A 22183-nucleotide genomic window follows, 5' to 3' on the forward strand; every position below is an offset into this window, starting at 1 on the left:
TGGCACCGTGAACGCTACTTACGGGTATCACCGTGGGCAAGAGGCCCGGCAGGAAGCAAAGTTTCCCCTCGCGATTCATAGGAACCCCACAAAGACCAGGCCGTCGGCCACCGGGGGCGGGGCGGAGACCTTGACCACACCAGGAGATCCCCGAGCTGCACCGGAAACCCGGCGTACCTTGGGATGACGGGAAAAACCGAGGACTGCGGCGGCCGCATGTCACAGTCCGTGTGGGAAAGCTCACGCCTGTGGGCGACTCGGCCAGTGGTGTGGTCAGTACCTAAACTCGCACCACTCACCACATCAATTCCTCTTGCGGCGCAGCGCCAAGTAGGGAGTCATCGTGCGCAAGGTGCTCATCGCCAACCGCGGCGAAATCGCTGTTCGCGTCGCCCGTGCCTGCCGGGACGCGGGGATCGCCAGCGTCGCCGTCTATGCCGAGCCGGACCGGGACGCGTTGCACGTCCGGGTAGCGGACGAGGCGTTCGCACTGGGCGGTGACACTCCGGCGGCCAGCTACCTGGACATGGACAAGGTGCTGAAAGCCGCGGCCGATTCGGGTGCCGACGCGGTGCACCCCGGCTACGGATTCCTCTCCGAGAACGCCGACTTCGCCCAGGCAGTGCTGGACGCGAACCTGACCTGGATCGGCCCGCCGCCGGACGCGATCCGCTCACTGGGCGACAAGGTCGCAGCCAGGCACATCGCCGAACGTGCAGGTGCGCCGCTGGTGGCCGGTACGAAGGACCCCGTCTCCGGCGCCTCGGAGGTCGTCAACTTCGCCGAGGAGAACGGGCTTCCCATCGCCATCAAGGCGGCCTTCGGAGGCGGCGGACGCGGCCTGAAGGTCGCCCGGTCGCTGGACGAGGTCGAGGAACTCTACGACTCCGCAGTACGCGAGGCGGTGGCCGCGTTCGGGCGCGGCGAGTGCTTCGTCGAGCGCTACCTGGACCGCCCGCGGCACGTGGAGACGCAGTGCCTGGCCGACAAGCACGGCAACGTCGTGGTGGTCTCCACCCGTGACTGCTCGCTGCAGCGCCGCCACCAGAAACTCGTCGAGGAGGCCCCCGCGCCCTTCCTCACCGACGAGCAGAACGCCGAGCTGTACCGCGCGTCGAAGGCCATCCTCAAGGAGGCGGGCTACTCCGGCGCCGGCACCTGCGAGTTCCTCGTCGGCCAGGACGGCACGATCTCCTTCCTGGAGGTCAACACCCGCCTCCAGGTGGAACACCCCGTCACCGAGGAAGTCACCGGCATCGACCTGGTGCGCGAGATGTTCCGCATCGCCGACGGCGAGACGCTGGACTACGACGACCCGCAACTGCGCGGGCACTCCTTCGAGTTCCGCATCAACGGCGAGGACCCGGGCCGCAACTTCCTCCCGGCGCCCGGCACCGTGACCACCTTCGCCCCGCCGACCGGCCCGGGCGTGCGGCTCGACGCGGGCGTGGAGTCCGGCAGCGTCATCGGCCCGGCCTGGGACTCGCTGCTCGCAAAGCTCATCGTCACCGGCGCCACCCGGCAGCAGGCCCTTCAGCGGGCCGCACGCGCGCTGGAGGAGTTCGACGTCGAGGGCATGGCAACCGCCCTGCCCTTCCACCGCGTCGTGGTGCGCGACCCCGCCTTCGCACCCGAGGTCAACGGCCGCGAAGGAGAACCCTTCGACGTCCACACCCGGTGGATCGAGACGGAGTTCGTCAACGAGATCAAGCCCTTCGCCGCGCCCGGAACGGACGCGGACGAGGACGAGAACACCCGCGAGACCGTCGTCGTCGAGGTCGGCGGCAAACGGCTGGAGGTCTCCCTGCCCTCGTCGCTGGGCGCCACGGCAGCACCGGCGGGCGGCGGCGTCAAGAAGCCCAAGCGCAAGGCCTCGAAGAAGGCCGGCGGCGCAGCTTCCGGCGACGCCCTCGCCTCCCCCATGCAGGGCACCATCGTCAAGGTCGCCGTGGAGGAGGGCCAGCAGGTCGAGGAGGGCGAACTCGTCGTCGTACTGGAAGCGATGAAGATGGAACAGCCCCTCAACGCCCACCGCTCCGGCACCGTGAAGGACCTGCACGCCGAGATCGGCGGCTCCCTCTCCGCCGGAACCGTCATCTGCGAGATCAAGGACTGATCACCGCGCCCGGCCGCCCCGGCCGGGCGCGTACGGCTGCGCCGGCCGCCCCTCACCGGGACGGCGGGCGCAGCCGCGTGCGGGGAGGATCAGCGGCGCCTGGGAGCCAGATCCGCCACACGGCCCGCGACGGGCGACTGCTCGGGCAGCGCGGGCGCGCTGCGCAGCTGCGGCGGCTGCGAACCGCCGCCGCCCGGCGGGAGGTTGCGCCGCTGGCCCGGCATCGGCACCTCCCGGCGCCCCTGCCCCTTCTCGCTCCCGGCGCCACGTGCGCCCGCGCTCTGCACGGGGCCGGGCGCCTCGGCGGCGCCTGCCGGGGTCATTCCGGCCACGGTGATCTGCACGCCCTGGTCGGCCAGCGCCTGCAACTCCGTACCGGCACGGTCGTCCTGGGGTGGCGGCTTGTCCGTCACCAGGCGCGTCATCACGTCCGTGGGAACGGTCTGGAACATCGTGTCGGTGCCGAGCTTCGTGTGGTCGGCGAGGACGACGACCTCCGCCGCGGCCTGCACCAGCGCCCTGTCCACGCTCGCCGAGAGCATGTTGGACGTGGAGAGCCCGCGCTCGGCCGTGAGCCCGCTGCCGGAGAGGAAGGCCCGCGAGACGCGCAGCCCCTGGAGGGACTGTTCGGCGCCGCTGCCGACCAGCGCGTAGTTCGAACCCCGCAGGGTGCCTCCCGTCATCACCACCTCGACGCGGTTGGCGTGCGCCAACGCCTGTGCGACGAGCAGGGAGTTGGTGACGACCGTCAGGCCCGGCACACGGGCCAGTCTTCGGGCCAGCTCCTGCGTGGTGGTCCCGGCGCCGACGACGATGGCCTCACCCTCCTCCACGAGACCCGCCGCGAGGTCGGCGATGGCGGTCTTCTCCGCAGTCGCCATATGGGACTTCTGGGGAAAACCGGTCTCGCGGGTGAAACCACCGGGCAGGACGGCGCCGCCGTGCCGGCGGTCGAGCAGTCCTTCTGCCTCCAGGGCGCGCACGTCTCGGCGCACGGTCACTTCGGAGGTCTGGACGACGCGGGCGAGCTCACGGAGCGACACGGCCCCGTTGGCGCGCACCATTTCGAGGATCAGTTGGCGACGTTCTGCAGCGAACACGGAACTGACAGTAACCCCAACGACCGTCTGCTTTCAGCAGTTTTCGTCGATTTTTGGAAGTTGTCCATACGCGTATTTGCCGCGTGATATAGACACAACCGGACGAACCGGCCGGGCGGTTCAGCCGTCCTCGGCCGTCCTCCGCGTGTGCAGTTGCCGCGCTACCTCGCCGATCGAGCCGGTCAGCGACGGATACACCGTGAAGGTGTTCGCGATCTGCCCCGCCGTCAGGTTGTTGTCGACCGCGACCGACAACGGATGGATCAACTCGCTCGCACGCGGCGCGACGACGACACCGCCCACCACGATGCCCGTACCTGGCCGGCAGAACAGCTTCACGAACCCGTCCCGGATGCCCTGCATCTTCGCCCGCGGATTGCGCAGCAGCGGAAGCTTGACGGACCAGGCGTCCATCCGTCCGCTGTCCACGTCGGCCTGGCTGTAGCCGACGGTGGCGATCTCCGGATCGGTGAAGACGTTCGCCGAGACCGCCTTCAGGTTCAGCGGCGTGACCGTCTCCCCGAGGAAGTGGTACATCGCGATCCGGCCCTGCATCGCAGCGACCGACGCGAGCGCGAAGACGCCCGTGCAGTCACCTGCCGCGTAGACCCCGGGAGCGGACGTACGGGAGACCTTGTCGGTCCAGATGTGCCCCGAGTCCTTCAGCCGGACCCCGGCCTCCTCCAGACCCATGTCCGCCGTATTGGGCACCGCCCCGACCGCGACCAGGCAGTGGCTTCCCGTGATCGTGCGGCCGTCCTGCAGCTCCACCTCCACCTTGTCGCCGACGCGCTTCGCGGAAGCGGCACGGGAACGCGCCATCACGTTCATGCCCCGGCGCCTGAAGACGTCCTCCAGCACCGCGGCCGCATCCGGGTCCTCACCGGGAAGCACCCGGTCACGCGACGACACGAGCGTGACCTGCGAGCCCAACGCCTGGTAGGCACCCGCGAATTCGGCGCCCGTGACACCCGAGCCGACCACGATCAGCTCCTCGGGCAGCTCCTCCAGGTCGTACACCTGCTTCCAGTTGAGAATCCGCTCACCGTCCGGCTGCGCGTCCGGGATCTCACGCGGATGCCCGCCGGTGGCGACCAGCACGGCGTCGGCCGCCAGCCGCTCCTCACCACCGCCGGCCACGTCCCCGACGGGCGTGACGACCACCTCGCGCGAACCGTCCGGCGCCTGCGACGGCTCCAGCCGGCCCCGGCCGCGCATCACGCGTACGCCCGCACGCGTCACGGAGGCCACGATGTCGTGCGACTGCGCCAGCGCGAGGCGCTTCACCCTGCGGTTGACCTTGCCCAGGTCGACGCCGACGACGCGGGCGGGATCATCCGGGTCGTGGGTGCTGTCCTCCACGCGGATACCGAGCTCCTCGTACGAGGAGTCGAAGTTCGTCATCACCTCGGCCGTGGCGATGAGGGTCTTGGAGGGCACGCAGTCGGTCAGCACCGACGCGCCTCCCAGACCGTCGCAGTCGACAACCGTCACTTCGGCGCCGAGCTGCGCCGCCACGAGGGCGGCTTCGTAGCCGCCGGGTCCGCCACCAATGATCACGATCCGAGTCACATGCTCCATTGTCCCGCACATGCTTGCGGGTGCGTGCCGCGCCCCCGCGCGGGCAGGCACCCCAGCGCCACCAGCTCGCCACCGCCGCCGCGACGAAGGACTCCCGTACCCTCGTCGTCATGTCCCTCTACGCCGCTTACGCCGCGAACCTCGACGCGCGGCTGATGTCGCGCCGAGCCCCGCACTCCCCGCTGCGCGGCACCGGATGGGTCAATGACTGGCGCCTGACCTTCGGCGGCGAGCAGATGGGCTGGGAGGGCGCGCTGGCGACGGTCGTCGAGGCCCCGGTGGCACAGGTCTTCGTGGCGCTGTACGACATCGCGCCCATGGACGAGGAGTCCCTGGACCGCTGGGAAGGCGTCGGCATGGGCATCTACCGGCGCACGAAGGTCCGCGTCCACACGCTGGACGGTGAGACGACGGCCTGGTGCTACGTCCTCAACGGCTACGAGGGCGGGCTGCCCTCCGCCCGCTACCTCGGCGACATCGCCGACGCGGCGGAATCGGCGGGGGCACCGCACGACTACGTGATGGAAATCCGCAAGCGGCCCTGTTAGGGGCGCCGCCTGCGGGGTCCGGCGGGTTCGGCTGTCGCCGGGGGTGGCTGTTGTTCGCGTGCGGGGGTGCGGGGTGCGCCTGGGGTGGGTGCTGGGTGCCGGGGGCGTGCCGCTCCGGGGGGCAAGTCCGGGCGGCATGATTTCCCTCCCTGAACCGTCAAGGGCCTTCGTGCTGGCCTTCATATGCCGGTCCGCAAATCACTTCCCCACGCTTCGCTGGGGAGACCCCAAGGGCCCGTCCATGCCCCCCTGCGCGTCCCGCCCCCTCCCGTCCGTCCGCGGCTCTCCCCCGGGGGTCGCCATAACCCCCTCTTCCACACCGGGCAGTGGGTTCGTGGCCCGTCGTCCTCGTCGAGGACCGCCGACAGATCGCGCCGCACGTTGGGCGCACCCTGAGCCCGCCCAACACCGCCCCGCGCGTCGGTGAACCCCTCCACCCGGCAGGGCAGTTGAGCCATCGGACGAGCCTGCGCGAGTGACCCGAAGGGCCACCGGCGCAGCAGCCGCGAGCCAGCCGGACTCCCGAAGGGGAGAAGGGGAACGAGAGCGGCAGACGCCAGACGGGCGGGAGGGGGCGGGACGTGCAGGCGGGGGGCACGGGGCCATTGGGGTCTCCCCAGCGAAGCGTGGGGAAGTGATTTGCGGACCGGCATATGAAGGCCAGCACGAAGGCCCGAACCGGTCCAGGGAGGGAAATCATGCCGCCCCGGGACACCCGCCGGAACGGCACGCCCCCGCACCCACCACGAACCCCATGCGCACCCCGAACCCACCCAAGGCGGACCCACCCAAGCACCCGCCCCCTCTACGCGCGTAGGCTCGAAACCGCTACGCTCATCGCGTGAACGAATCAGCCTCGAACACCGCCGATGATCCGTACCGCTCCGCCGATTCCGCCGCCGTGCGGCTGCGGGAGTTGACGGGTACGGACAGCCACGACGTCGTTCTCGTGATGGGCTCCGGATGGGTGCCCGCCGCGGACGCGCTCGGGGTTCCCGATTCCGAGTTCCCGGTGACGGAGCTGCCCGGTTTTCCCGCGCCGGCCGTCGAGGGCCATGCGGGCACCGTGCGCTCCCACGAATTGGGCGACAAGCGGGTGCTGGTCTTCCTCGGCCGTACCCACTTCTATGAGGGGCGCGGTGTCGCCGCCGTCACCCACGGCGTGCGTACGGCGGTCGCGGCGGGGTGCAAGACCGTCGTGCTGACGAACGGCTGCGGCGGCCTGCGCGGCGACATGGTCCCGGGCCAGCCCGTACTCATCAAGGACCACATCAACCTCACAGCCGCCTCCCCCATCGTCGGCGCCAACTTCGTCGACCTCACCGACCTGTACTCGCCCCGCCTGCGCACCCTGTGCCAGGAAGTCGATCCGTCGCTGACGGAGGGCGTCTACGTCCAGTTCCCCGGCCCTCACTACGAGACGCCCGCCGAGATCGGCATGGTGCGCGCGATCGGCGGGGACCTGGTCGGCATGTCCACCGTGCTGGAGGCGATCGCCGCCCGTGAGGCGGGCGCGGAGGTGCTCGGCATCTCGCTCGTCACCAACCTCGCGGCGGGCATGACGGGTGAACCCCTCAACCACGAGGAAGTGCTTCAGGCGGGCCGCGAATCGGCCGCCCGCATGGGTTCGCTGCTGGCGCAGGTGCTGGGCCGGATCTGAGCGGCCGGGGCGCCGGCAGGGCGGCCCCGGAGCTTCCGCCGCGGGCCCGTGCCCGGGACGCAGAGGAGAGAGGCAGAGCTGTGCAGCACGATGTGACGGAGCTGGTCGCCCGCGCCCGGGCCTGGCAGGCCGAGGATCCCGACCCGGAGACCCGCGAGGAACTGGCGAAGCTCATCGAGGCGGACGGGGGCTCCCCGGCTGACGGGCCTGCTGTGGCGTCCGCCGGAACAGGGACGGAGCTGGCGGCCCGCTTCGCCGGCACCCTCCAGTTCGGTACGGCGGGCCTCCGCGGCGAACTGGGCGCGGGACCCATGCGGATGAACCGTTCCGTCGTGATCCGTGCCGCCGCCGGGCTTGCCGCGTATCTGCGGGGGCAACTGCCGGAGCCGGGCGGCCAGGAGGGCCCCGGCCTCGTCGTCATCGGCTACGACGCCCGTCACAAGAGTCACGAATTCGCCCGCGACACCGCGTCCGTCATGACCGGCGCGGGTCTGCGCGCCGCCCTGCTGCCGCGGCCGCTGCCGACTCCCGTGCTCGCGTTCGCCGTCCGCCGGCTGGGAGCCGTGGCGGGCGTGATGGTCACCGCCAGCCACAACCCGCCGCGCGACAACGGCTACAAGGTCTACCTGGGTGGGGGTTCGCAGATCGTCCCGCCCGATGACGCCGCGATCGCCGCACGTATCGACGCGGTCGGACCGCTCGCCGGCGTGCCACGCCCGGAGTCGGGCTGGGAGGTGCTCGGCGAGGACGTCGTCGAGAGTTATCTGGCCCGTACGGGAGCGGTGCTGACGGAGGGCATGCCGCGGGACGTGCGGACCGTGCACACCGCGCTGCACGGCGTCGGCTCGGGCACACTGCTCGAGGCCTTCCGCCGGGCGGGCTTCCCCGAGCCGCTTCCGGTGCCCGAACAGGCCACGCCCGACCCGGACTTCCCCACGGTCTCCTTTCCCAACCCGGAGGAGCCGGGGGCCATGGATCTCGCGTTCGCGACGGCGCGCGCCACCGCCGCCGAGTCCGGTCCGGTCGACCTCGTCATCGCCAACGACCCGGACGCCGACCGCTGTGCCGTCGCCGTCCCGGACCGCGCCGCCGAGGGCGGCTGGCGCATGCTCAGCGGCGACGACGTCGGCGCGCTGCTCGCCACGCACCTCGTCCACAAGCGGGCGCGGGGTACGTTCGCCACGTCGATCGTCTCCTCCTCCCTGGTCTCGCGGATCGCCCGCGCCGCGGACCTGCCGTACGAGGAGACCCTGACCGGCTTCAAGTGGCTCGCACGGGTCGACGGACTGCGTTACGCCTTCGAGGAGGCGCTGGGCTACTGCGTCGACCCCGAGGGCGTTCGCGACAAGGACGGCATCACGGCGGCGCTGCTCGTCGCCGAGCTGGCAGCCGAACTCAAGCAGGCCGACCGCTCGTTGACGGACCTGCTGGACGATCTGGCCGTCGAGCACGGCCTGCATGCGACCGGTCAGCTCTCGGTCCGCGTCGAGGACCTCTCGCTCATCGCCTCGGCGATGGAGCGTCTGCGGACGTCCCCGCCGGCCTCGCTCGCGGGCCTGGCCGTCGTCTCCTCGGAGGACCTGAGCGAGGGCTCCGACCTGCTGCCGCCCACGGACGGGCTGCGGTACCACCTCGCGGGAGACCCGGGTGCGGGTGTGGAGAAGGCCCGTGTGGTGGTGCGCCCCAGCGGTACGGAGCCGAAGCTCAAGTGCTACCTGGAGGTCGTCGTCGCGGTCCGCGACCAGGCGGCACTGGCGGCGGCTCGTGCGTCGGCCCGGTCGGTGCTGGCCGGGCTGAAGGCCGATATGGCAGCCGCGACGGGCGTCTGACGGCCCGGTTCCCCGGCCGCAGTCCTCGGCACGGGGTCAGCGGCTCCCCTGCCGCGCCGCCGTGAGGTTGCCGTTGACGACTCGGGCCGCGCGGGCCGCGTCGTCGACGGTGATGACGAAGTCCCGTCCGCTTTCGAGCCGCAGCCACAGCGCATCCCCAGCCCGGAGGGAGACGGCGCTGCGCTTCGGCAGCCGGCGGAAACCCCAGCCTCCGAGTTCCATGGGACGTGCGTGCTTCGCGGACGCTTCGGTGACCTTGGTGAGCGGAACGCGGCGGCGCAGCGGCGGAGCGAGGACCGACCGGACGGCGACCTCACGTCCGGTGACCGAGACCTCCAGCCACCCCACGGCGAGGAGCGCGACGGCGGCGGCGAGCAGCCCGAGGAACACGTACGCCCGGTCGATGAAGAGGGAGGCCAGGACGAGGAAGGCGATGGCGAGCAGGCCGCCGCCGATGAGCATCCACGGGGCGGCGACCCGGCTCTTCCACTCGGCGGGCCTGCGGTTCCTGCGCTGCGGGCTCCCGCTCATGTCTCTCTCCTCCGATCGCCGTTGTCCGGTGTTCCGCCGAGGCGGCATTGCCGGGTTCCGGACGGCCGCGCGGCACCGTGGTGCCGCGCGCGCACGGCCCCGCGCGACTTCTCCCCGCTCACCGGCGCGGCAACCGTCCTCGTGCCGTCGAGACAGAAGGCCCGCCGGGGGCTTCCGAAGAAGCCCCCGGCGGGCCGGGGACCAGGCTGGCCGCGGGGGTCAGCGGCCGTACGCACCGCCGCTCAGGGCGCGTGTGCCGCGCGGGCAGTAGACGACCACCCGCCTGGCGTCGGACATCGCCGACGGTGTGACGTAGCGCCGGCCGTCGGTGCAGTCGACGTAGGCGCGCCAGCGCAGGCCCGAGCACGAGACCACGGAGGCCCGGCCCGAGACGTAGGTGTTCCAGCAGTGCAGGGAGGCGGCCGAATTCGGCTCCACGGCGGAGGCGCCACCCGGCATCGACACGGCGCTCCCGGCGCGCATGACGCCGGTGTGCGGGTCGGCCTGTGTGTATGTGGCGCGGTCCCAGACCGGGGACGGGGTGTGGGCTTGGGCAGAAGGCGCCATCACTCCGCCGAACCCGAGCGCCAGCGCGGCGCTCGCCCCCAGCACTGCCAGAGATTTTCTGATCTTCACTTCTGTCTCTCGCTTTCTCGTTGCTCGGCCGGCTTGGCCGAATGCCCGGTGGAGGGCTGCGCCCAGATTCCCCACCGAATGGCAACGAAACAAGAGAACTCGATTCTGCTGACGATATGCATTTGCCTTCCGAGTCGGCCGTTTTGCCGTTCGGACATTCAGAGAATCGATTCGCCGGATTCACGGCCGCCACCGGGATTTCACCCGCACGAGCGAGCCGTGAGACAGGCTCGCGAACCCATGACGCCCCAGGTGGCAACGACTGCCCCCGTGCACCGACTCACCGATGTGGTGGACGAATTCACGGCAGCTCACCGAGCACCGTCACCCCGCACGGACCGGGACGCGAAATCGCCCCGCCCCGTAGCACAAGAATGAGGAGGCCACCGTCAGACACCGCGGCCGGTTTCTCTTCGCAACAGAAAGCGTACATTTCGCGGACCCGCGCACTGCTGCGCGCCGTCACCCGTTCCGGCGAATTCCCCCGGAACGGCCCAGCCGCTGAACCCGTCTCAACTCGTCGCGTAGAGGACAGCGAGAGCGACGGCACCCGCGAGCGCGGGGGCCGCGATCTCGTAGGCCCAGCGGACGGTCACCTCGCCCTGCGCTTCGGGGCTTTCGCCGTGGTCGGCGGCGAGGGTGCGCAGCTCGTCGATCGCCTGGTCCGACGCGGCGCGCTTCTCCCCGCCGCCGTCGGCGCCGGGCACACCCCCCAGCCCGAACAGGCCGGTGGGCCGTGCCAGGGCGCCGGCGGTGTGCCCGTCGGCGGCTGCGCGCTCTGCGCGTTCGGTCTGGCGGGCGGCGCGTTTGCGTGCGCGGAGCGAGACCGGGATCGACCAGAGCTGGTACTTGGCGCCGTCCGCCACGACCTCGCTGGAGTAGCCCGCGCGCAGGGCCTCGACCGTGCCCCACGGGACCGTGATGGTGCGGAAGGGGTTCCGCACACGCATCCGCTGCTGCCCCGCGTACACGGCGGGGCGCAGCGTGAACGCGACGACGAGCGGGACGGCGAAGAGGAGCCCGGAACCAGCGGACAGGCGGGTGCGGGCGTCCCCGTTGACGAGGGCGTCCGTACCGAGCCAGACGGCGAGGAGGAGCAGCAGGACGCCGCCCGCCAGGGCTCCCGGCGAGCGGTAGCAGCGGTCGGCGTAGGCCTGCTGCGGCGCCGGCTGTGCCGCGGGCCCGGCGGCGCGCTCCGTACCGGACTCCGGTGCGGACGCGTCTTCGGACGCGGCGGGCGCGGCGGACGCGTGGGACGCCTCTTCGGGCGCGTCGGCCCGGTCGCCGTCACCGGTCTCGCGCGGGGCCTTCTCCTCCTGCCCGTTGCCGGATCCGGCTTCACCCTCGGGTCGGGACTCGCTACTCATGACGCACGATTCTGCCGGACCCCCCGTACGGGGGACGTTGCGGCTCGGCATCGATCCGTCCCGTCCCGCAGGAGACCGCCCCCTACCCGGCGAGCTACGCGTGTAGATATGCTGCCCTGGTGACCATGTCTTCAGCGTCCACAGCCACAGCGTCCACCGCCACCCCACCGGCGTCCGCGCTCGCGGACGTGACCGCCTCCGACGCCTCGTTGCGCCGCTATCTGCACGGCCTGCCCGGCGTCGACGCGGTGGGGCTCGAAGCCCGCGCCGCGGCCCTCGGCACACGTTCGATCAAGACGACCGCCAAGGCGTACGCCCTCGACCTCGCGATCTCGATGATCGACCTGACGACCCTGGAAGGGGCCGACACCGCCGGCAAGGTGCGGTCCCTGTGCGCCAAGGGCGCCAACCCCGACCCGGGCGACCGCACCACGCCCCCGGTCGCGGCGATCTGCGTCTACTCCGACATGGTCGCCACCGCGAAGCAGGCCCTGGCCGCGGGCGGCGGAGCCGGGATCAAGGTCGCCTCGGTCGCGACGGCCTTCCCCTCCGGGCGCGCGGCCCTGTCCGTGAAGCTCGCCGACACCCGTGAGGCGGTCGCCGCCGGCGCGGACGAGATCGACATGGTGATCGACCGGGGCGCCTTCCTGGCCGGCGCCTACGGCAAGGTCTTCGAGGAGATCCAGGCCGTGAAGGACGCCTGCGCGCGGCCCGGCGGAGGAGAACCCGCACACCTCAAGGTGATCTTCGAGAACGGTGAGCTGTCGACGTACGACAACATCCGCCGCGCCTCGTGGCTGGCGATGCTCGCGGGCGCGGACTTCATCAAGACCTCGACCGGCAAGGTCGCCGTGAACGCCACACTCCCGAACACGCTGCTGATGCTGGAGGCCGTACGGGACTTCCGCGCGGCCACCGGCACCCAGATCGGCGTGAAGCCGGCCGGCGGCATCCGCACCGCCAAGGACGCCATCCGGTACCTGGTCGTCGTCAACGAGACCGCCGGGCCGGACTGGCTGCACCCCGACTGGTTCCGTTTCGGCGCTTCCAGCCTGCTGAACGACCTGCTGATGCAGCGGCAGAAGCTGAGCACCGGCCGCTACTCCGGTCCCGACTACGTGACGGTGGACTGAGGCAGAGATGACTGAGCAGATCTTCCAGTACGCACCCGCGCCCGAGTCCCGCGCGATCGTCGACATCGCACCGTCCTACGGGCTGTTCATCGACGGCGAGTTCCGCGAGGCGGCAGCCGGCAAGGTCTTCAAGACGGTCTCCCCCGCCACCGAGGAGGTCCTCTCCGAGGTCGCGCAGGCGGACGCGGACGACGTCGACGCCGCGGTGCGCGCCGCGCGTGCCGCCTTCCCCGGCTGGTCGTCGCTTCCGGGCGCCGAACGCTCGAAGTACATCTTCCGCATCGCCCGCATCCTCCAGGAACGCTCCCGTGAACTGGCCGTCCTGGAGACCCTGGACAACGGCAAGCCGATCCGCGAGACGCGCGACGCCGATCTGCCGCTGGTCGCGGCGCACTTCTTCTACTACGCGGGATGGGCCGACAAGCTCGCGCACGCCGGCCTGGGGCGGAGCCCGGCGAAAGGCACGAGCGGCCCCGACCCCCGGCCGCTCGGGGTCGCCGGGCAGGTCATCCCGTGGAACTTCCCGCTGCTGATGCTGGCCTGGAAGATCGCCCCCGCCCTCGCCACGGGGAACACCGTGGTGCTCAAGCCCGCCGAGACCACGCCGCTCTCGGCGCTGTTCTTCGCGGACGTGTGCCGCCAGGCGGGCCTACCCAAGGGCGTCGTCAACATCGTCACGGGCGACGGCTCGACGGGCGCCGAGCTGGTCGCGCATCCCGGCATCGACAAGGTCGCCTTCACCGGTTCGACCGCGGTGGGCAAGCAGATCGCCCGTACCGTCGCCGGTACGCGCAAGAAGCTCACGCTCGAACTGGGCGGCAAGGGCGCCAACATCGTCTTCGACGACGCCCCGATCGACCAGGCCGTCGAGGGCATCGTCAACGGCATCTACTTCAACCAGGGCCAGGTCTGCTGCGCGGGATCGCGGCTGCTGGTCCAGGAGTCCGTCCAGGACGAACTGCTGGAGGCGCTGAAGCGGCGGCTGCGGACACTCCGCGTCGGCGATCCGATGGACAAGAACACGGATGTGGGAGCCATCAACTCCGCCGAGCAGCTCGCCCGGATCCAGGAGCTGGCCGACTCGGGGGAGGCCGAGGGCGCCGAACGCTGGTCCGCGCCCTGCGAGTTGCCCGGCAACGGCTACTGGTTCGCTCCGACGCTCTTCACCGGCGTGAGCCAGGCGCACCGGATCGCCCGCGAGGAGATCTTCGGGCCGGTGCTGTCGGTACTGACTTTCCGCACCCCCGACGAGGCGGTGGCGAAGGCCAACAACACTCCGTACGGGCTCTCCGCGGGCATCTGGACGGAGAAGGGCTCACGCATCCTGTCCATGGCGAACAGGCTCCGGGCGGGCGTCGTCTGGGCCAACACGTTCAACAAGTTCGACCCGACCTCGCCCTTCGGCGGCTACAAGGAGTCGGGATTCGGCCGCGAAGGCGGGCGTCACGGTCTGGAGGCTTACCTCGATGTCTGACAACTCGAAGCGGGCCGGGCAGGCCGGACGCTCCAGGAAGGCCGGGGCGGCGGGCGCGGGCAAGGCCGCCAAGCCGGCAAAGACAGCTGCGGCAGGCGGGGCGGCCAAGTCGGGCAAGGCGGCCGGAACGGCCAAGTCCCCCGCGGCGGCGCGTACTTCTGTGCGCACGCCGGCACGGATCGACGTGATGAAGACCTACAAGCTCTTCGTCGGCGGCAAGTTCCCGCGCAGCGAGAGCGGACGGGTGTACGAGGTGACCGACTCCGAGGGCAACTGGCTGGCCAACGCACCGCAGTCGTCCCGCAAGGACGCGCGCGACGCGGTCACGGCCGCGCGGAAGGCCTTCGGCGGCTGGTCGGGGGCGACGGCCTACAACCGCGGCCAGATCCTCTACCGCGTCGCCGAGATGCTGGAGGGACGGCGCGAGCAGTTCGCGGCCGAAGTCGCCGCGGCCGAAGGGCTGCCGGTCGCGGACGCCGCCGCCCAGGTCGACGCGGCCGTCGACCGATGGGTCTGGTACGCGGGCTGGTCCGACAAGATCGCCCAGGTCGCCGGCGGCGCAAACCCCGTCGCAGGCCCCTTCTTCAACCTCTCCACGCCCGAACCGACCGGTGTCGTCGCCGTGCTGGCCCCGCAGGAGTCCTCCTTCCTCGGCCTGGCCTCGGTGCTCGCGCCCGTCATCGTCACCGGCAACACGGCGGTCGTGGTCCCGTCGGAGAAGTCGCCGCTGCCGGCGCTGTCACTGTCGGAGGTGCTGGCCACCTCCGACGTACCGGGCGGCGTGGTCAACGTCCTCTCAGGACGCACGCGCGAGGTCGCGGCGACCCTGGCGGCTCACCAGGACGTCAACGCGCTGGACCTGGCGGGCGCCGCCGGAGACGCGGAACTGGCCGAGGAGCTGGAGACGGCGGCCGCGGAGAACCTGAAGCGGGTGCTGCGCCCGGAGGAGGGCGACGCGGACTGGTCCGCCGACCCCGGCATCTCCCGGCTGCTCGCCTTCCTGGAGACGAAGACGGTCTGGCACCCGATCGGGGTGTGACGACGCCTTCGCGGCGCGCGAGTGAGTGAGGGGCATCTGCCGTGGTTCTCCTGTGCCGGCCGGAAAGCCGGCACAGGAGGCGTCACTCATGTTGAGAAGTGTACACTTCTCAACATGAGTGACGCCTCCTACCCCATGACCGAAGCCCGCGCCCAGTTCGGCACCCTGGTCCGGCGAGCAGCCCACTCCCACGACCGCATCGCGATCACCGATCACGGACACACGGCGGCCATACTGATCAACCCCCAGGACCTGATGGACCTTGAGGATGCGGCGGCAATCGCGCGATACCGGGCCAAGGTCGCTGAAGGCACTGATGAGTACGTCTCACATGAGGAGCTCGGCCGACGCCTCGGCCTGGTCGACGAGTGAAGCTGAACGTCATTTGGGAGACCGAAGCCACCAGCGCCGCGACTCGCTTCCTCAAGGACGACCCCGACGGCCTGCGCCAGGTCTATGAGGCAGTCGACCTCCTCGCCCACGAGCCCCGCCCACCCGGCAGCGCCGAGCTGGGATCCCAGTACCTGCGCCGCATCCACATCGGCAGGTATCGCGTCGTGTACGAGATCTCCGAGTCGACAATCACCGTCGTGGTCATGCACCTGGCGCGCGTCGGCTGAGACCGGGACGGCTTCCGACCGCCCCTGTCTTCCGGCCGTACGGATGCCCGACAATGGTCTCTCGTGACCGACCCCCGTGACATATCGCGCTCCCCCCGCGTCATTCTGCTCACCGGGCCCTCCGGCTCCGGGAAGTCCCGGCTCTCCGCGCGCAGCGGGCTGCCCGTCATGCGTCTCGACGACTTCTACAAGGAGGCCGGCGACCCCACGCTGCCTCAACTCCCGCACGGCATGGGCGTGGACTGGGACTCGCCCGCCTCCTGGGACGCCGACGCCGCCGTCGCCGCCGTGTGCGACCTGTGCGCGACGGGACGCACCACCGTGCCGCTGTACGACATCGCACTGAGCGCCCGCGTCGGCAAGGAGACGCTCTCGCTCGACGGTGCCCGGCTCTTCATCGCCGAGGGGATCTTCGCCGCCGACATCGTGGCCCGCTGCCGCGAACTGGGCCTCCTCGCCGACGCGATCTGTCTGCGCGGACGCCCGTCGACGACGTTCCGGCGGCGGCTGCTCCGGGACCTGCGCGAGGGCCGCAAGTCGGCGTCGTTCCTGCTGCGCCGCGGCTGGCGGCTGCTGCGCGCCGAGGGGGCGATCGTGGCGCGCCACCGTGAGCTGGGCGCGTATCCGTGCGCGCGGGACGAGGCCGCCGAGCGGATCGGCAGACTCCGGGAGGCGGGCCCGGCCCGCAGCCGGACGTGAGGCACCTGCCGCACGTGCGGCCGGCCGGACGGTGCACCGAGGGGGCCTGGCCAAGGCACCGCTCACGCGACGCCGTTGGCCGGAGCAGGGCACAACACGGCAGTACAGCCCAACAAGGCAGTACAGCAAGGCACATGGAGGCCGAAAAGGGGAAAAGGGAGAGAGCGGGTTCGGGCAGACCCCCCGGTTGCCCGTACCCGCTCTCTCGTCCCGTCCCCCCGGACGGGTCCCCGTCTTCCCCTCTGTTCCCCCGGTGCACCCCCCTCGGGGCTCCCCAGCCCCTCCTCCGAGGCTGCGGTGGGGGCCCATCCCCCGGCCCTCACCCGCCCCGGGTCCTTGCGGTCAGGCGACCAGCTCGCCGAACGACTCCTCCTGGTCCCTGCCGAAGCTGAGAACTTCGTCGTCGCGCAGGCGGCGCAGCGACCGCCAGATGCTGCTCTTCACCGTGCCGACGCTGATGTCCAGTATGTCTGCGATCTCCGGGTCCGTGCGTCCCTCGTAGTAGCGCAACACCAGCATGGTGCGCTGGAGTTCGGGGAGCCGGGCGAGCGCCTGCCAGAGCACGGTACGCAGTTCGGTTCCGCGCATCGCGTCCTGGTCGCCGGCGGTCTCCGGCAGTTCCTCCGTCGGGTACTCGTTCAGCTTGCGGCGGCGCCACGCGCTGATGTGCAGGTTCGTCATCGTGCGGCGCAGGTAGCCGCCGAGTGCCGCCTTGTCGCTGATGCGGTCCCACGCGCGGTACGTGGAGAACAGCGCGCTCTGCAGCAGGTCCTCCGCCTCGAAGCGGTCGCCCGTGAGGTGGTAGGCGGTGGCGTACAGGGAGGCGCGGCGCTCGCGCACGTAGGCGGTGAACTCCGCCTCCGACGCGGCCTGTTGCCGTGCTCCCGGCTCCTCCCTGTACTCACCGTCCCCCGTGCTGCGGGCCTCCCCTCGAAGGCCCTCAACCGCCGTGATGTGCGGCGGCCGCGCACGCCCGGACGGACGGGCGCACCCACGCCCGATCGTCGCGGACTTCTCGGCGGCCTTGTTCGTCGGGTTTCCCGGAACCGAAGTGGTGTGCAGGCGCGTGTGAATGACTGCGCTGACGTTGTCCTTGTGCAGTGTGTTCATCTTGCGCCCCCCTCGGGCAAACCTGGCCGCTCGCTGATGACGTACACACTGCACGGCTGATTTCATCGCCAGGTCCCCCGTCTGTCACAGCGGTGTCACAAGGACATGGGCGGCCGTGTCCTGCCGCCTGAGCTGCGGTCTCCCGCCGCGTCCGGAGCACCGCCGGGGTGCCGTTCCGGGCAGGGGCCGAAGCCGTGCTGTCGAAGTGAACGGGGGGCATGGGACAGAATGGCCGGCGTGCCTTTCCTGTTGCTGATCGAGGACGACGACGCTGTCCGTACGGCCCTTGAGATGGGCCTGACCCGGCAGGGTCACCGAGTCGTGACCGCCGCGTCCGGCGAGGACGGCCTCAAACTGCTGCGCGAGCAGCGGCCGGACCTGATCGTGCTGGACGTCATGCTGCCGGGCATCGACGGTTTCGAGGTGTGCCGGCGCATCCGCCGCACCGACCAGTTGCCCATCATCCTGCTGACGGCGAGGAGCGACGACATCGACGTCGTCGTGGGCCTGGAGTCGGGCGCGGACGACTACGTCGTCAAACCGGTGCAGGGCAGGGTGCTGGACGCGCGCATCCGCGCCGTGATGCGGCGCGGTGAACGCGAGTCCAACGACGCGGCGACGTTCGGCAGTCTGGTCATCGACCGCTCCGCGATGACCGTGACGAAGAACGGCGAGGACCTCCAACTGACGCCCACCGAACTGCGGTTGCTGCTGGAGCTGAGCAGAAGGCCCGGGCAGGCGCTGTCCCGGCAGCAGTTGCTGCGGCTGGTGTGGGAACACGACTACCTCGGCGACTCGCGCCTCGTCGACGCGTGCGTGCAGCGGCTGCGCGCCAAGGTCGAGGACGTGCCGTCGTCGCCGAAGCTGATCCGCACCGTCCGCGGCGTCGGATACAGGCTGGACGCGCCGCAGTGACCACCCCGGCGCAGCCGACGCCGGAGCGGGGAGAGGGCCCCGGCCGGCGGGGGCGGGACGAGCCGGCACAGCAGGACCGGATACGGGCGAACCCGCGGCGTGAGGACCGGGTGCGCGGCTGGCTCGCGGGAGTGCTGCCGACCCTCCGGCTCAGGCTCGTCGTCGTCTTCGCGCTGGTGGCGCTGACCGCCGCGGTCTCCGCGTCGGGGATCGCGTACTGGCTCAACAGGGACGCCGTCCTCACCCGCGCCCAGAACGCCGCGCTCAACGACTTCCGCAAGTCCATGGAGGACAACGCGGGAAGCCTGCCGCGCCGGTACGACTGCCGCCAACTGCGCGACGCCGCCGAGAAGATGAGCGGTACGACGCAGAACTACGAGGTGCTGCTCACCGGTGAGGACGCCGACGGCTCCCGGTGCGCCGTCGCCTCCGACCCGGGTGCCTTCACGATGGCGGACGTACCGCCCCCGCTGCGCACGGCCGTCGCGAAGCGCCGTCCCGTCGACAGCGGCAACTCCTATCCGTACCACCTGTACTGGCAGCGGACCTCCGAGGAAGGCGGCAACGAGCCCTTCCTCGTCGGCGGCGCGAAGATGATCGGCGAGGGGCCCACGCCGTCGGGCTACATGCGCAAGTCGCTGGCGCCGGAGCGGGACGATCTCAACTCGCTGGCCTGGTCGTTGGGCATCGCGACCGGTCTGGCACTCGTCGGTGCGATGCTGCTCGCGCAGGCCGCGGCGAGCACCGTGCTGCGTCCCGTGCGGCGGCTCGGCGACGCGGCGCGGCGGCTGGGCGAGGGGAAGCTGGACACCCGGCTGAAGGTCTCCGGCACGGACGAACTCGCCGAACTCTCACGGACGTTCAACCAGACCGCGGAGTCCTTGGAGCACCGGGTCGCCGACCTGAGCGCGCGTGAGGAGTCCTCGCGGCGCTTCGTCGCCGACATGTCGCACGAGCTGCGCACGCCCATGACGGCGATCTCGGCGGTCACCGAGGTGCTGGAGGAGGAGCAGGACAACCTCGACCCGATGATCGCGCCCGCGGTGCAGCTCGTCGTCAGCGAGACCCGCCGCCTGAACGACCTGGTGGAGAACCTGATGGAGGTCACCCGCTTCGACGCCGGCACGGCGAAGCTGGTCCTCGACGACGTGGACGTGGCCGACCAGGTCACCGCCTGCATCGACGCCCGTGCGTGGCTGGACGCCGTCGAACTCGACGCCGACCGTGGTGTGATGGCACGGCTGGACCCGCGCCGGCTCGACGTCATCCTGGCGAACCTGATCGGCAACGCCCTCAAGCACGGCGGCTCCCCCGTACGCGTCTCGGTGCGCACGGAGGAGTCGGCCGCGGGAGGCACCGGTGAGCTGCTGATCGAGGTGGCGGACCGCGGGCCCGGCATCCCGGAGGAGATGCTGCCGCACGTCTTCGACCGCTTCTTCAAGGCCAGCGCGTCCCGGCCGCGCTCCGAGGGAAGCGGCCTCGGGCTGTCGATCGCCCAGGAGAACGCGCACATCCACGGCGGCTCCATCTCGGTGCGCAACGACACCGAGCACGGAGGGGGCGCCGTCTTCACCCTCCGCCTGCCCCGCGAGTCGCACGAGGGCGAAGCCGGGCAGGACGACGACGCGGACCGCGGGCCCGGCCCGGACGGCGGCGGACGATGGCGCTCCGGCCGCGAGGGCTCCGACGGCGAAGACGGTGACGGGAACGGTGACGGGAACGGCGGCGGAAGCGACAGCGGGAAGGGGGGAGACCGTTGAGGAGCACGGCACATCGCCCCGGCACGGCCCGGGGCCGGCTGCGGGTCGCGTTCACGGTGGTGGCGCTGCTCGGCGCGCTCGCCTCGGGCTGCGGCATCCGCTCCACGTCGGTGCCCGTCGACGCGGGTGCGGCACCCTCACGCGTCGGCTGTGTGCTGCCCAAATCGCGGGAGACGGCCGGCGAGAGCGGCGGCGGGAACCTGCCGGTGCGCGTGTACCTCGCCTGCGGCTCCCGGGTCTCCCCGGTGGAGCGGCGCGTGACCCTGCCGGACGGCGACGACTCGGAGCGTCTGCCCGTGGCCCGCGGGCTGCTGGACGCCCTGCAAGCGCAGCCGGACTCCGAGGAGGAGGCCGCCGGGTTCAGGACGGCCGTGCCACGCGACCTGAAGGTCTCAGGACCGCGCGAAGGCGATCCGGCAGCGGCCCTGCGGCTGAACAGGCCCCTGAAGGACCTGCCGTCGTTCGCGCTCGCGCAGATCGTCTGCACATACGCGGACACAGCGGCCGCCGGCACGGACCGTTCCGTGGTTCTCGGCGGACTCAGCGGGGACGGCGGGGGCGAGGAGCCGGTGCGCAGCTTCGCGTGCGACACGGCCCTGCGCACACACCCGGAAGCCGCCGCGACGGCCGGTACACCCCTGTGACCGTGTACCGGAACCGCGGGCAGGACCGCGGCGTCATTGGTGGTGTGCAGCGTCATGGCCGTGGCGGAGACACCGCCGCTTCCGCTTCCCGAACCCGCGTCGCAGGACTCGTCCTGCTGATCGCGTACCTGACCGTCGCCGGATGGCTGGCGCTGCGCCCGCTTCCGGTGCCGTGGGTCGCGCCCCCGAACCTCCAGCCCTTCGCCACGATCCGCTCGGACCTCGCAGAGGGCTCGCTGGACGCGCTGCGCGGCCTCGCGCGTGACGTTGCGCTGCTGGCTCCGCTGGGTGTGCTCCTGCCGCTGGCGTCGGGGCGCGCCGAGCGTCCGCTGGCGGTCGTCTGCGCCCGTACCGTCTGCGTGGGGGCCCTCGTCTCGTCCGCGATGCTGCTGTTGCAGTCGGGCGTCCCGGGGCACTCCGTCAACGTCGACTCCGTGCTGCTGAACACCGCGGGCGTGGCTCTGTCCTGCCTGCTGGTCTTCCCGCTCGTACGGGCGTGGCTGCGGCGCAGATCCACCGGCGTGCCCCCGTGGACGGGGTCGGTCCCCGGGGCGGCCGTGCCGGATGCGCTCCCTCTGCGGGACGAGGCCGGCGGGGGTGCACCCCCGAGAACAGCCAGGGTCGGGATCGCTCCGTAGACCGACGCCAACGGGTGTGGGCACTCCATATCGTGGATACGCGGAGACCGAGAAACCACACGGAGTTAAGGAGTCGCGTCATGCCAGCACTTGCCCGACCGCGCGAAGGCCGGATGATCGGCGGTGTCTGTGCCGGGCTGGCCCAGCGCTTCGGCATGAAGCCCAACACCATGCGCCTGATATTCGTGGTCTCCTGCATTCTGCCGGGACCGCAGTTCCTGATCTACCTGGCGCTGTGGATCCTGCTGCCGAACGAGGAGGAGCGCACGGCCTGGTGACGCCGGCGGCTCCACCAGGGCCTGATACGACGGCGGGCCGCGCATCGGACGCGATGCGCGGCCCGCCGCGTGCGCTGCGGCGCGAGAACCTCAGATCCTTTTGGGCCCGTCCAGCGTCCGGCTGACCGGACCGTCGAGGGTGACCGGCTTGGCGTGCTTCTTCATGGCGTTCTTCTTCGCATGCCTCACGGCGCCGGTGACGTTCCCCGCGGCGTGATCCCCTTCATGAACCGCCTTGGCGGGGTTGTTCGTCACGGAACGGAGAGGAGTGTCGGCGGAGGCGACCCCCGTCCCGGCCGAGGCGAGAGCTGCGCCGAGCACGGCGACTCCGAGGATCTTCCTGGTTACCTGCTGCATCGTGGCTACGTCCTGTCGTGTGTGGAGCAGTCCGGCGAAACGTAGCGACGCGGACACCGGCGCGGCAAACATGCCGGAACGCCCGTAAATGCCCCCGCCGGCACCGTGACCTCCCCGTCCGCACCGCGGGTCTGCCGCTGCCACGGCG

Annotated in this window: 22 protein-coding genes; 15 read left to right on the top strand and 7 right to left on the bottom strand. The window is 71.2% G+C overall.

From position 1 onward, the window contains the following. The first annotated feature begins 343 nt into the window (after window positions 1-343). On the top strand, window positions 344-2116 hold the full coding sequence (locus tag H180DRAFT_RS10475; protein WP_055485756.1) for an acetyl/propionyl/methylcrotonyl-CoA carboxylase subunit alpha: 1773 nt from the start codon (window positions 344-346) through the stop codon (window positions 2114-2116). An 89-nt stretch (window positions 2117-2205) separates the two neighbouring features. Here H180DRAFT_RS10475 and H180DRAFT_RS10480 read toward each other — a convergent pair whose 3' ends face one another. Both H180DRAFT_RS10480 and H180DRAFT_RS10485 read right to left on the bottom strand, forming a co-directional pair. Continuing rightward, on the bottom strand, window positions 2206-3216 hold the full coding sequence (locus H180DRAFT_RS10480; RefSeq protein ID WP_074466728.1) for a DeoR/GlpR family DNA-binding transcription regulator: 1011 nt from the start codon (window positions 3214-3216) through the stop codon (window positions 2206-2208). Window positions 3217-3336: 120 nt separating this feature from the next. Then, entirely contained in the window at window positions 3337-4797 is a 1461-nt protein-coding gene (locus H180DRAFT_RS10485; RefSeq protein WP_055485758.1) for an NAD(P)H-quinone dehydrogenase, read from the bottom strand. A gap of 110 nt (window positions 4798-4907) precedes the next feature. Between H180DRAFT_RS10485 and H180DRAFT_RS10490 the strand changes: the two genes are divergently transcribed. The 3 genes from H180DRAFT_RS10490 to H180DRAFT_RS10500 all read left to right on the top strand — a co-directional run bounded on the left by H180DRAFT_RS10490 (window position 4908) and on the right by H180DRAFT_RS10500 (window position 8834). Next, complete coding sequence (locus H180DRAFT_RS10490; RefSeq protein ID WP_055485957.1) at window positions 4908-5345, top strand: gamma-glutamylcyclotransferase family protein; 438 nt, start codon at window positions 4908-4910, stop codon at window positions 5343-5345. Window positions 5346-6186: 841 nt separating this feature from the next. Beyond that, on the top strand, window positions 6187-7005 hold the full coding sequence (locus H180DRAFT_RS10495) for a purine-nucleoside phosphorylase (protein ID WP_055485759.1): 819 nt from the start codon (window positions 6187-6189) through the stop codon (window positions 7003-7005). 80 nt (window positions 7006-7085) lie between these two features. Next, a complete protein-coding gene (locus H180DRAFT_RS10500; protein WP_055485760.1) occupies window positions 7086-8834 on the top strand; it encodes a phospho-sugar mutase in 1749 nt (582 codons plus the stop codon). A gap of 36 nt (window positions 8835-8870) precedes the next feature. On the opposite strand, the gene H180DRAFT_RS10505 is transcribed toward H180DRAFT_RS10500, so the two are convergent. The 3 genes from H180DRAFT_RS10505 to H180DRAFT_RS10515 all read right to left on the bottom strand — a co-directional run bounded on the left by H180DRAFT_RS10505 (window position 8871) and on the right by H180DRAFT_RS10515 (window position 11368). Continuing rightward, a complete protein-coding gene (locus H180DRAFT_RS10505; RefSeq protein WP_055485761.1) occupies window positions 8871-9365 on the bottom strand; it encodes a hypothetical protein in 495 nt (164 codons plus the stop codon). A 219-nt stretch (window positions 9366-9584) separates the two neighbouring features. Next, window positions 9585-10001, bottom strand: coding sequence for a hypothetical protein (locus H180DRAFT_RS10510; RefSeq protein WP_074466729.1), 417 nt, complete (start codon window positions 9999-10001; stop codon window positions 9585-9587). Window positions 10002-10513: 512 nt separating this feature from the next. After that, the gene (locus H180DRAFT_RS10515) at window positions 10514-11368 is read right to left on the bottom strand and encodes a PH domain-containing protein (RefSeq protein ID WP_079100002.1); all 855 of its coding nucleotides are present in this window, start codon (window positions 11366-11368) and stop codon (window positions 10514-10516) included. 125 nt (window positions 11369-11493) lie between these two features. On the opposite strand from H180DRAFT_RS10515, the gene deoC reads away from it, so the two are divergent. The 6 genes from deoC to H180DRAFT_RS10545 all read left to right on the top strand — a co-directional run bounded on the left by deoC (window position 11494) and on the right by H180DRAFT_RS10545 (window position 16333). Continuing rightward, the gene (gene deoC, locus H180DRAFT_RS10520) at window positions 11494-12501 is read left to right on the top strand and encodes a deoxyribose-phosphate aldolase (protein WP_055485763.1); all 1008 of its coding nucleotides are present in this window, start codon (window positions 11494-11496) and stop codon (window positions 12499-12501) included. Between the two features lie 7 nt (window positions 12502-12508). Further along, window positions 12509-13975 carry an aldehyde dehydrogenase family protein gene (locus H180DRAFT_RS10525; protein ID WP_055485764.1) on the top strand — a complete coding sequence of 489 codons (1467 nt, stop codon included), beginning with the start codon at window positions 12509-12511 and terminating at the stop codon, window positions 13973-13975. Window positions 13976-14162: 187 nt separating this feature from the next. Next, window positions 14163-15014 carry an aldehyde dehydrogenase family protein gene (locus H180DRAFT_RS10530; RefSeq protein ID WP_055485959.1) on the top strand — a complete coding sequence of 284 codons (852 nt, stop codon included), beginning with the start codon at window positions 14163-14165 and terminating at the stop codon, window positions 15012-15014. A gap of 114 nt (window positions 15015-15128) precedes the next feature. After that, a complete protein-coding gene (locus tag H180DRAFT_RS10535; RefSeq protein WP_254665959.1) occupies window positions 15129-15386 on the top strand; it encodes a type II toxin-antitoxin system Phd/YefM family antitoxin in 258 nt (85 codons plus the stop codon). Then, window positions 15383-15634, top strand: coding sequence for a type II toxin-antitoxin system RelE family toxin (locus tag H180DRAFT_RS10540; RefSeq protein ID WP_055485766.1), 252 nt, complete (start codon window positions 15383-15385; stop codon window positions 15632-15634). The genes H180DRAFT_RS10535 and H180DRAFT_RS10540 overlap by 4 nt, the downstream gene beginning before the upstream one ends. 63 nt (window positions 15635-15697) lie before the next feature. Further along, entirely contained in the window at window positions 15698-16333 is a 636-nt protein-coding gene (locus tag H180DRAFT_RS10545; RefSeq protein WP_055485767.1) for a hypothetical protein, read from the top strand. A gap of 342 nt (window positions 16334-16675) precedes the next feature. Here H180DRAFT_RS10545 and H180DRAFT_RS10550 read toward each other — a convergent pair whose 3' ends face one another. Next, window positions 16676-17443, bottom strand: coding sequence for a SigE family RNA polymerase sigma factor (locus H180DRAFT_RS10550; RefSeq protein WP_055485768.1), 768 nt, complete (start codon window positions 17441-17443; stop codon window positions 16676-16678). A 237-nt stretch (window positions 17444-17680) separates the two neighbouring features. Here H180DRAFT_RS10550 and afsQ1 point away from each other — a divergent pair, with 237 nt between their 5' ends. The 5 genes from afsQ1 to H180DRAFT_RS10575 all read left to right on the top strand — a co-directional run bounded on the left by afsQ1 (window position 17681) and on the right by H180DRAFT_RS10575 (window position 21678). Next, window positions 17681-18358 (top strand): two-component system response regulator AfsQ1, encoded by a 678-nt coding sequence (afsQ1, locus tag H180DRAFT_RS10555; RefSeq protein WP_074466747.1) that lies wholly within the window; start codon window positions 17681-17683, stop codon window positions 18356-18358. 80 nt (window positions 18359-18438) lie between these two features. Further along, window positions 18439-20118, top strand: a complete 1680-nt coding sequence (locus H180DRAFT_RS10560; protein WP_055485960.1) for a sensor histidine kinase — start codon at window positions 18439-18441, stop codon at window positions 20116-20118. After that, window positions 20115-20762: a hypothetical protein gene (locus H180DRAFT_RS10565; protein ID WP_254665960.1), complete on the top strand. Its 648-nt coding sequence runs from the start codon at window positions 20115-20117 to the stop codon at window positions 20760-20762. The genes H180DRAFT_RS10560 and H180DRAFT_RS10565 overlap by 4 nt, the downstream gene beginning before the upstream one ends. Window positions 20763-20764: 2 nt before the next feature. Then, window positions 20765-21400, top strand: a complete 636-nt coding sequence (locus H180DRAFT_RS10570) for a VanZ family protein (RefSeq protein ID WP_254665961.1) — start codon at window positions 20765-20767, stop codon at window positions 21398-21400. Window positions 21401-21480: 80 nt separating this feature from the next. Continuing rightward, window positions 21481-21678, top strand: coding sequence for a PspC domain-containing protein (locus H180DRAFT_RS10575; protein ID WP_055485770.1), 198 nt, complete (start codon window positions 21481-21483; stop codon window positions 21676-21678). A 90-nt stretch (window positions 21679-21768) separates the two neighbouring features. Here the strand turns inward: H180DRAFT_RS10575 and H180DRAFT_RS10580 are convergent, their stop codons facing one another. Continuing rightward, window positions 21769-22035 (bottom strand): hypothetical protein, encoded by a 267-nt coding sequence (locus H180DRAFT_RS10580; protein ID WP_055485771.1) that lies wholly within the window; start codon window positions 22033-22035, stop codon window positions 21769-21771. Between the last annotated feature and the right edge of the window lie 148 nt (window positions 22036-22183).

The sequence above is a fragment of the Streptomyces sp. WMMB 322 genome, assembly GCF_900090145.1.
In the GTDB taxonomy this organism is placed as follows: Bacteria; Actinomycetota; Actinomycetes; order Streptomycetales; family Streptomycetaceae; genus Streptomyces.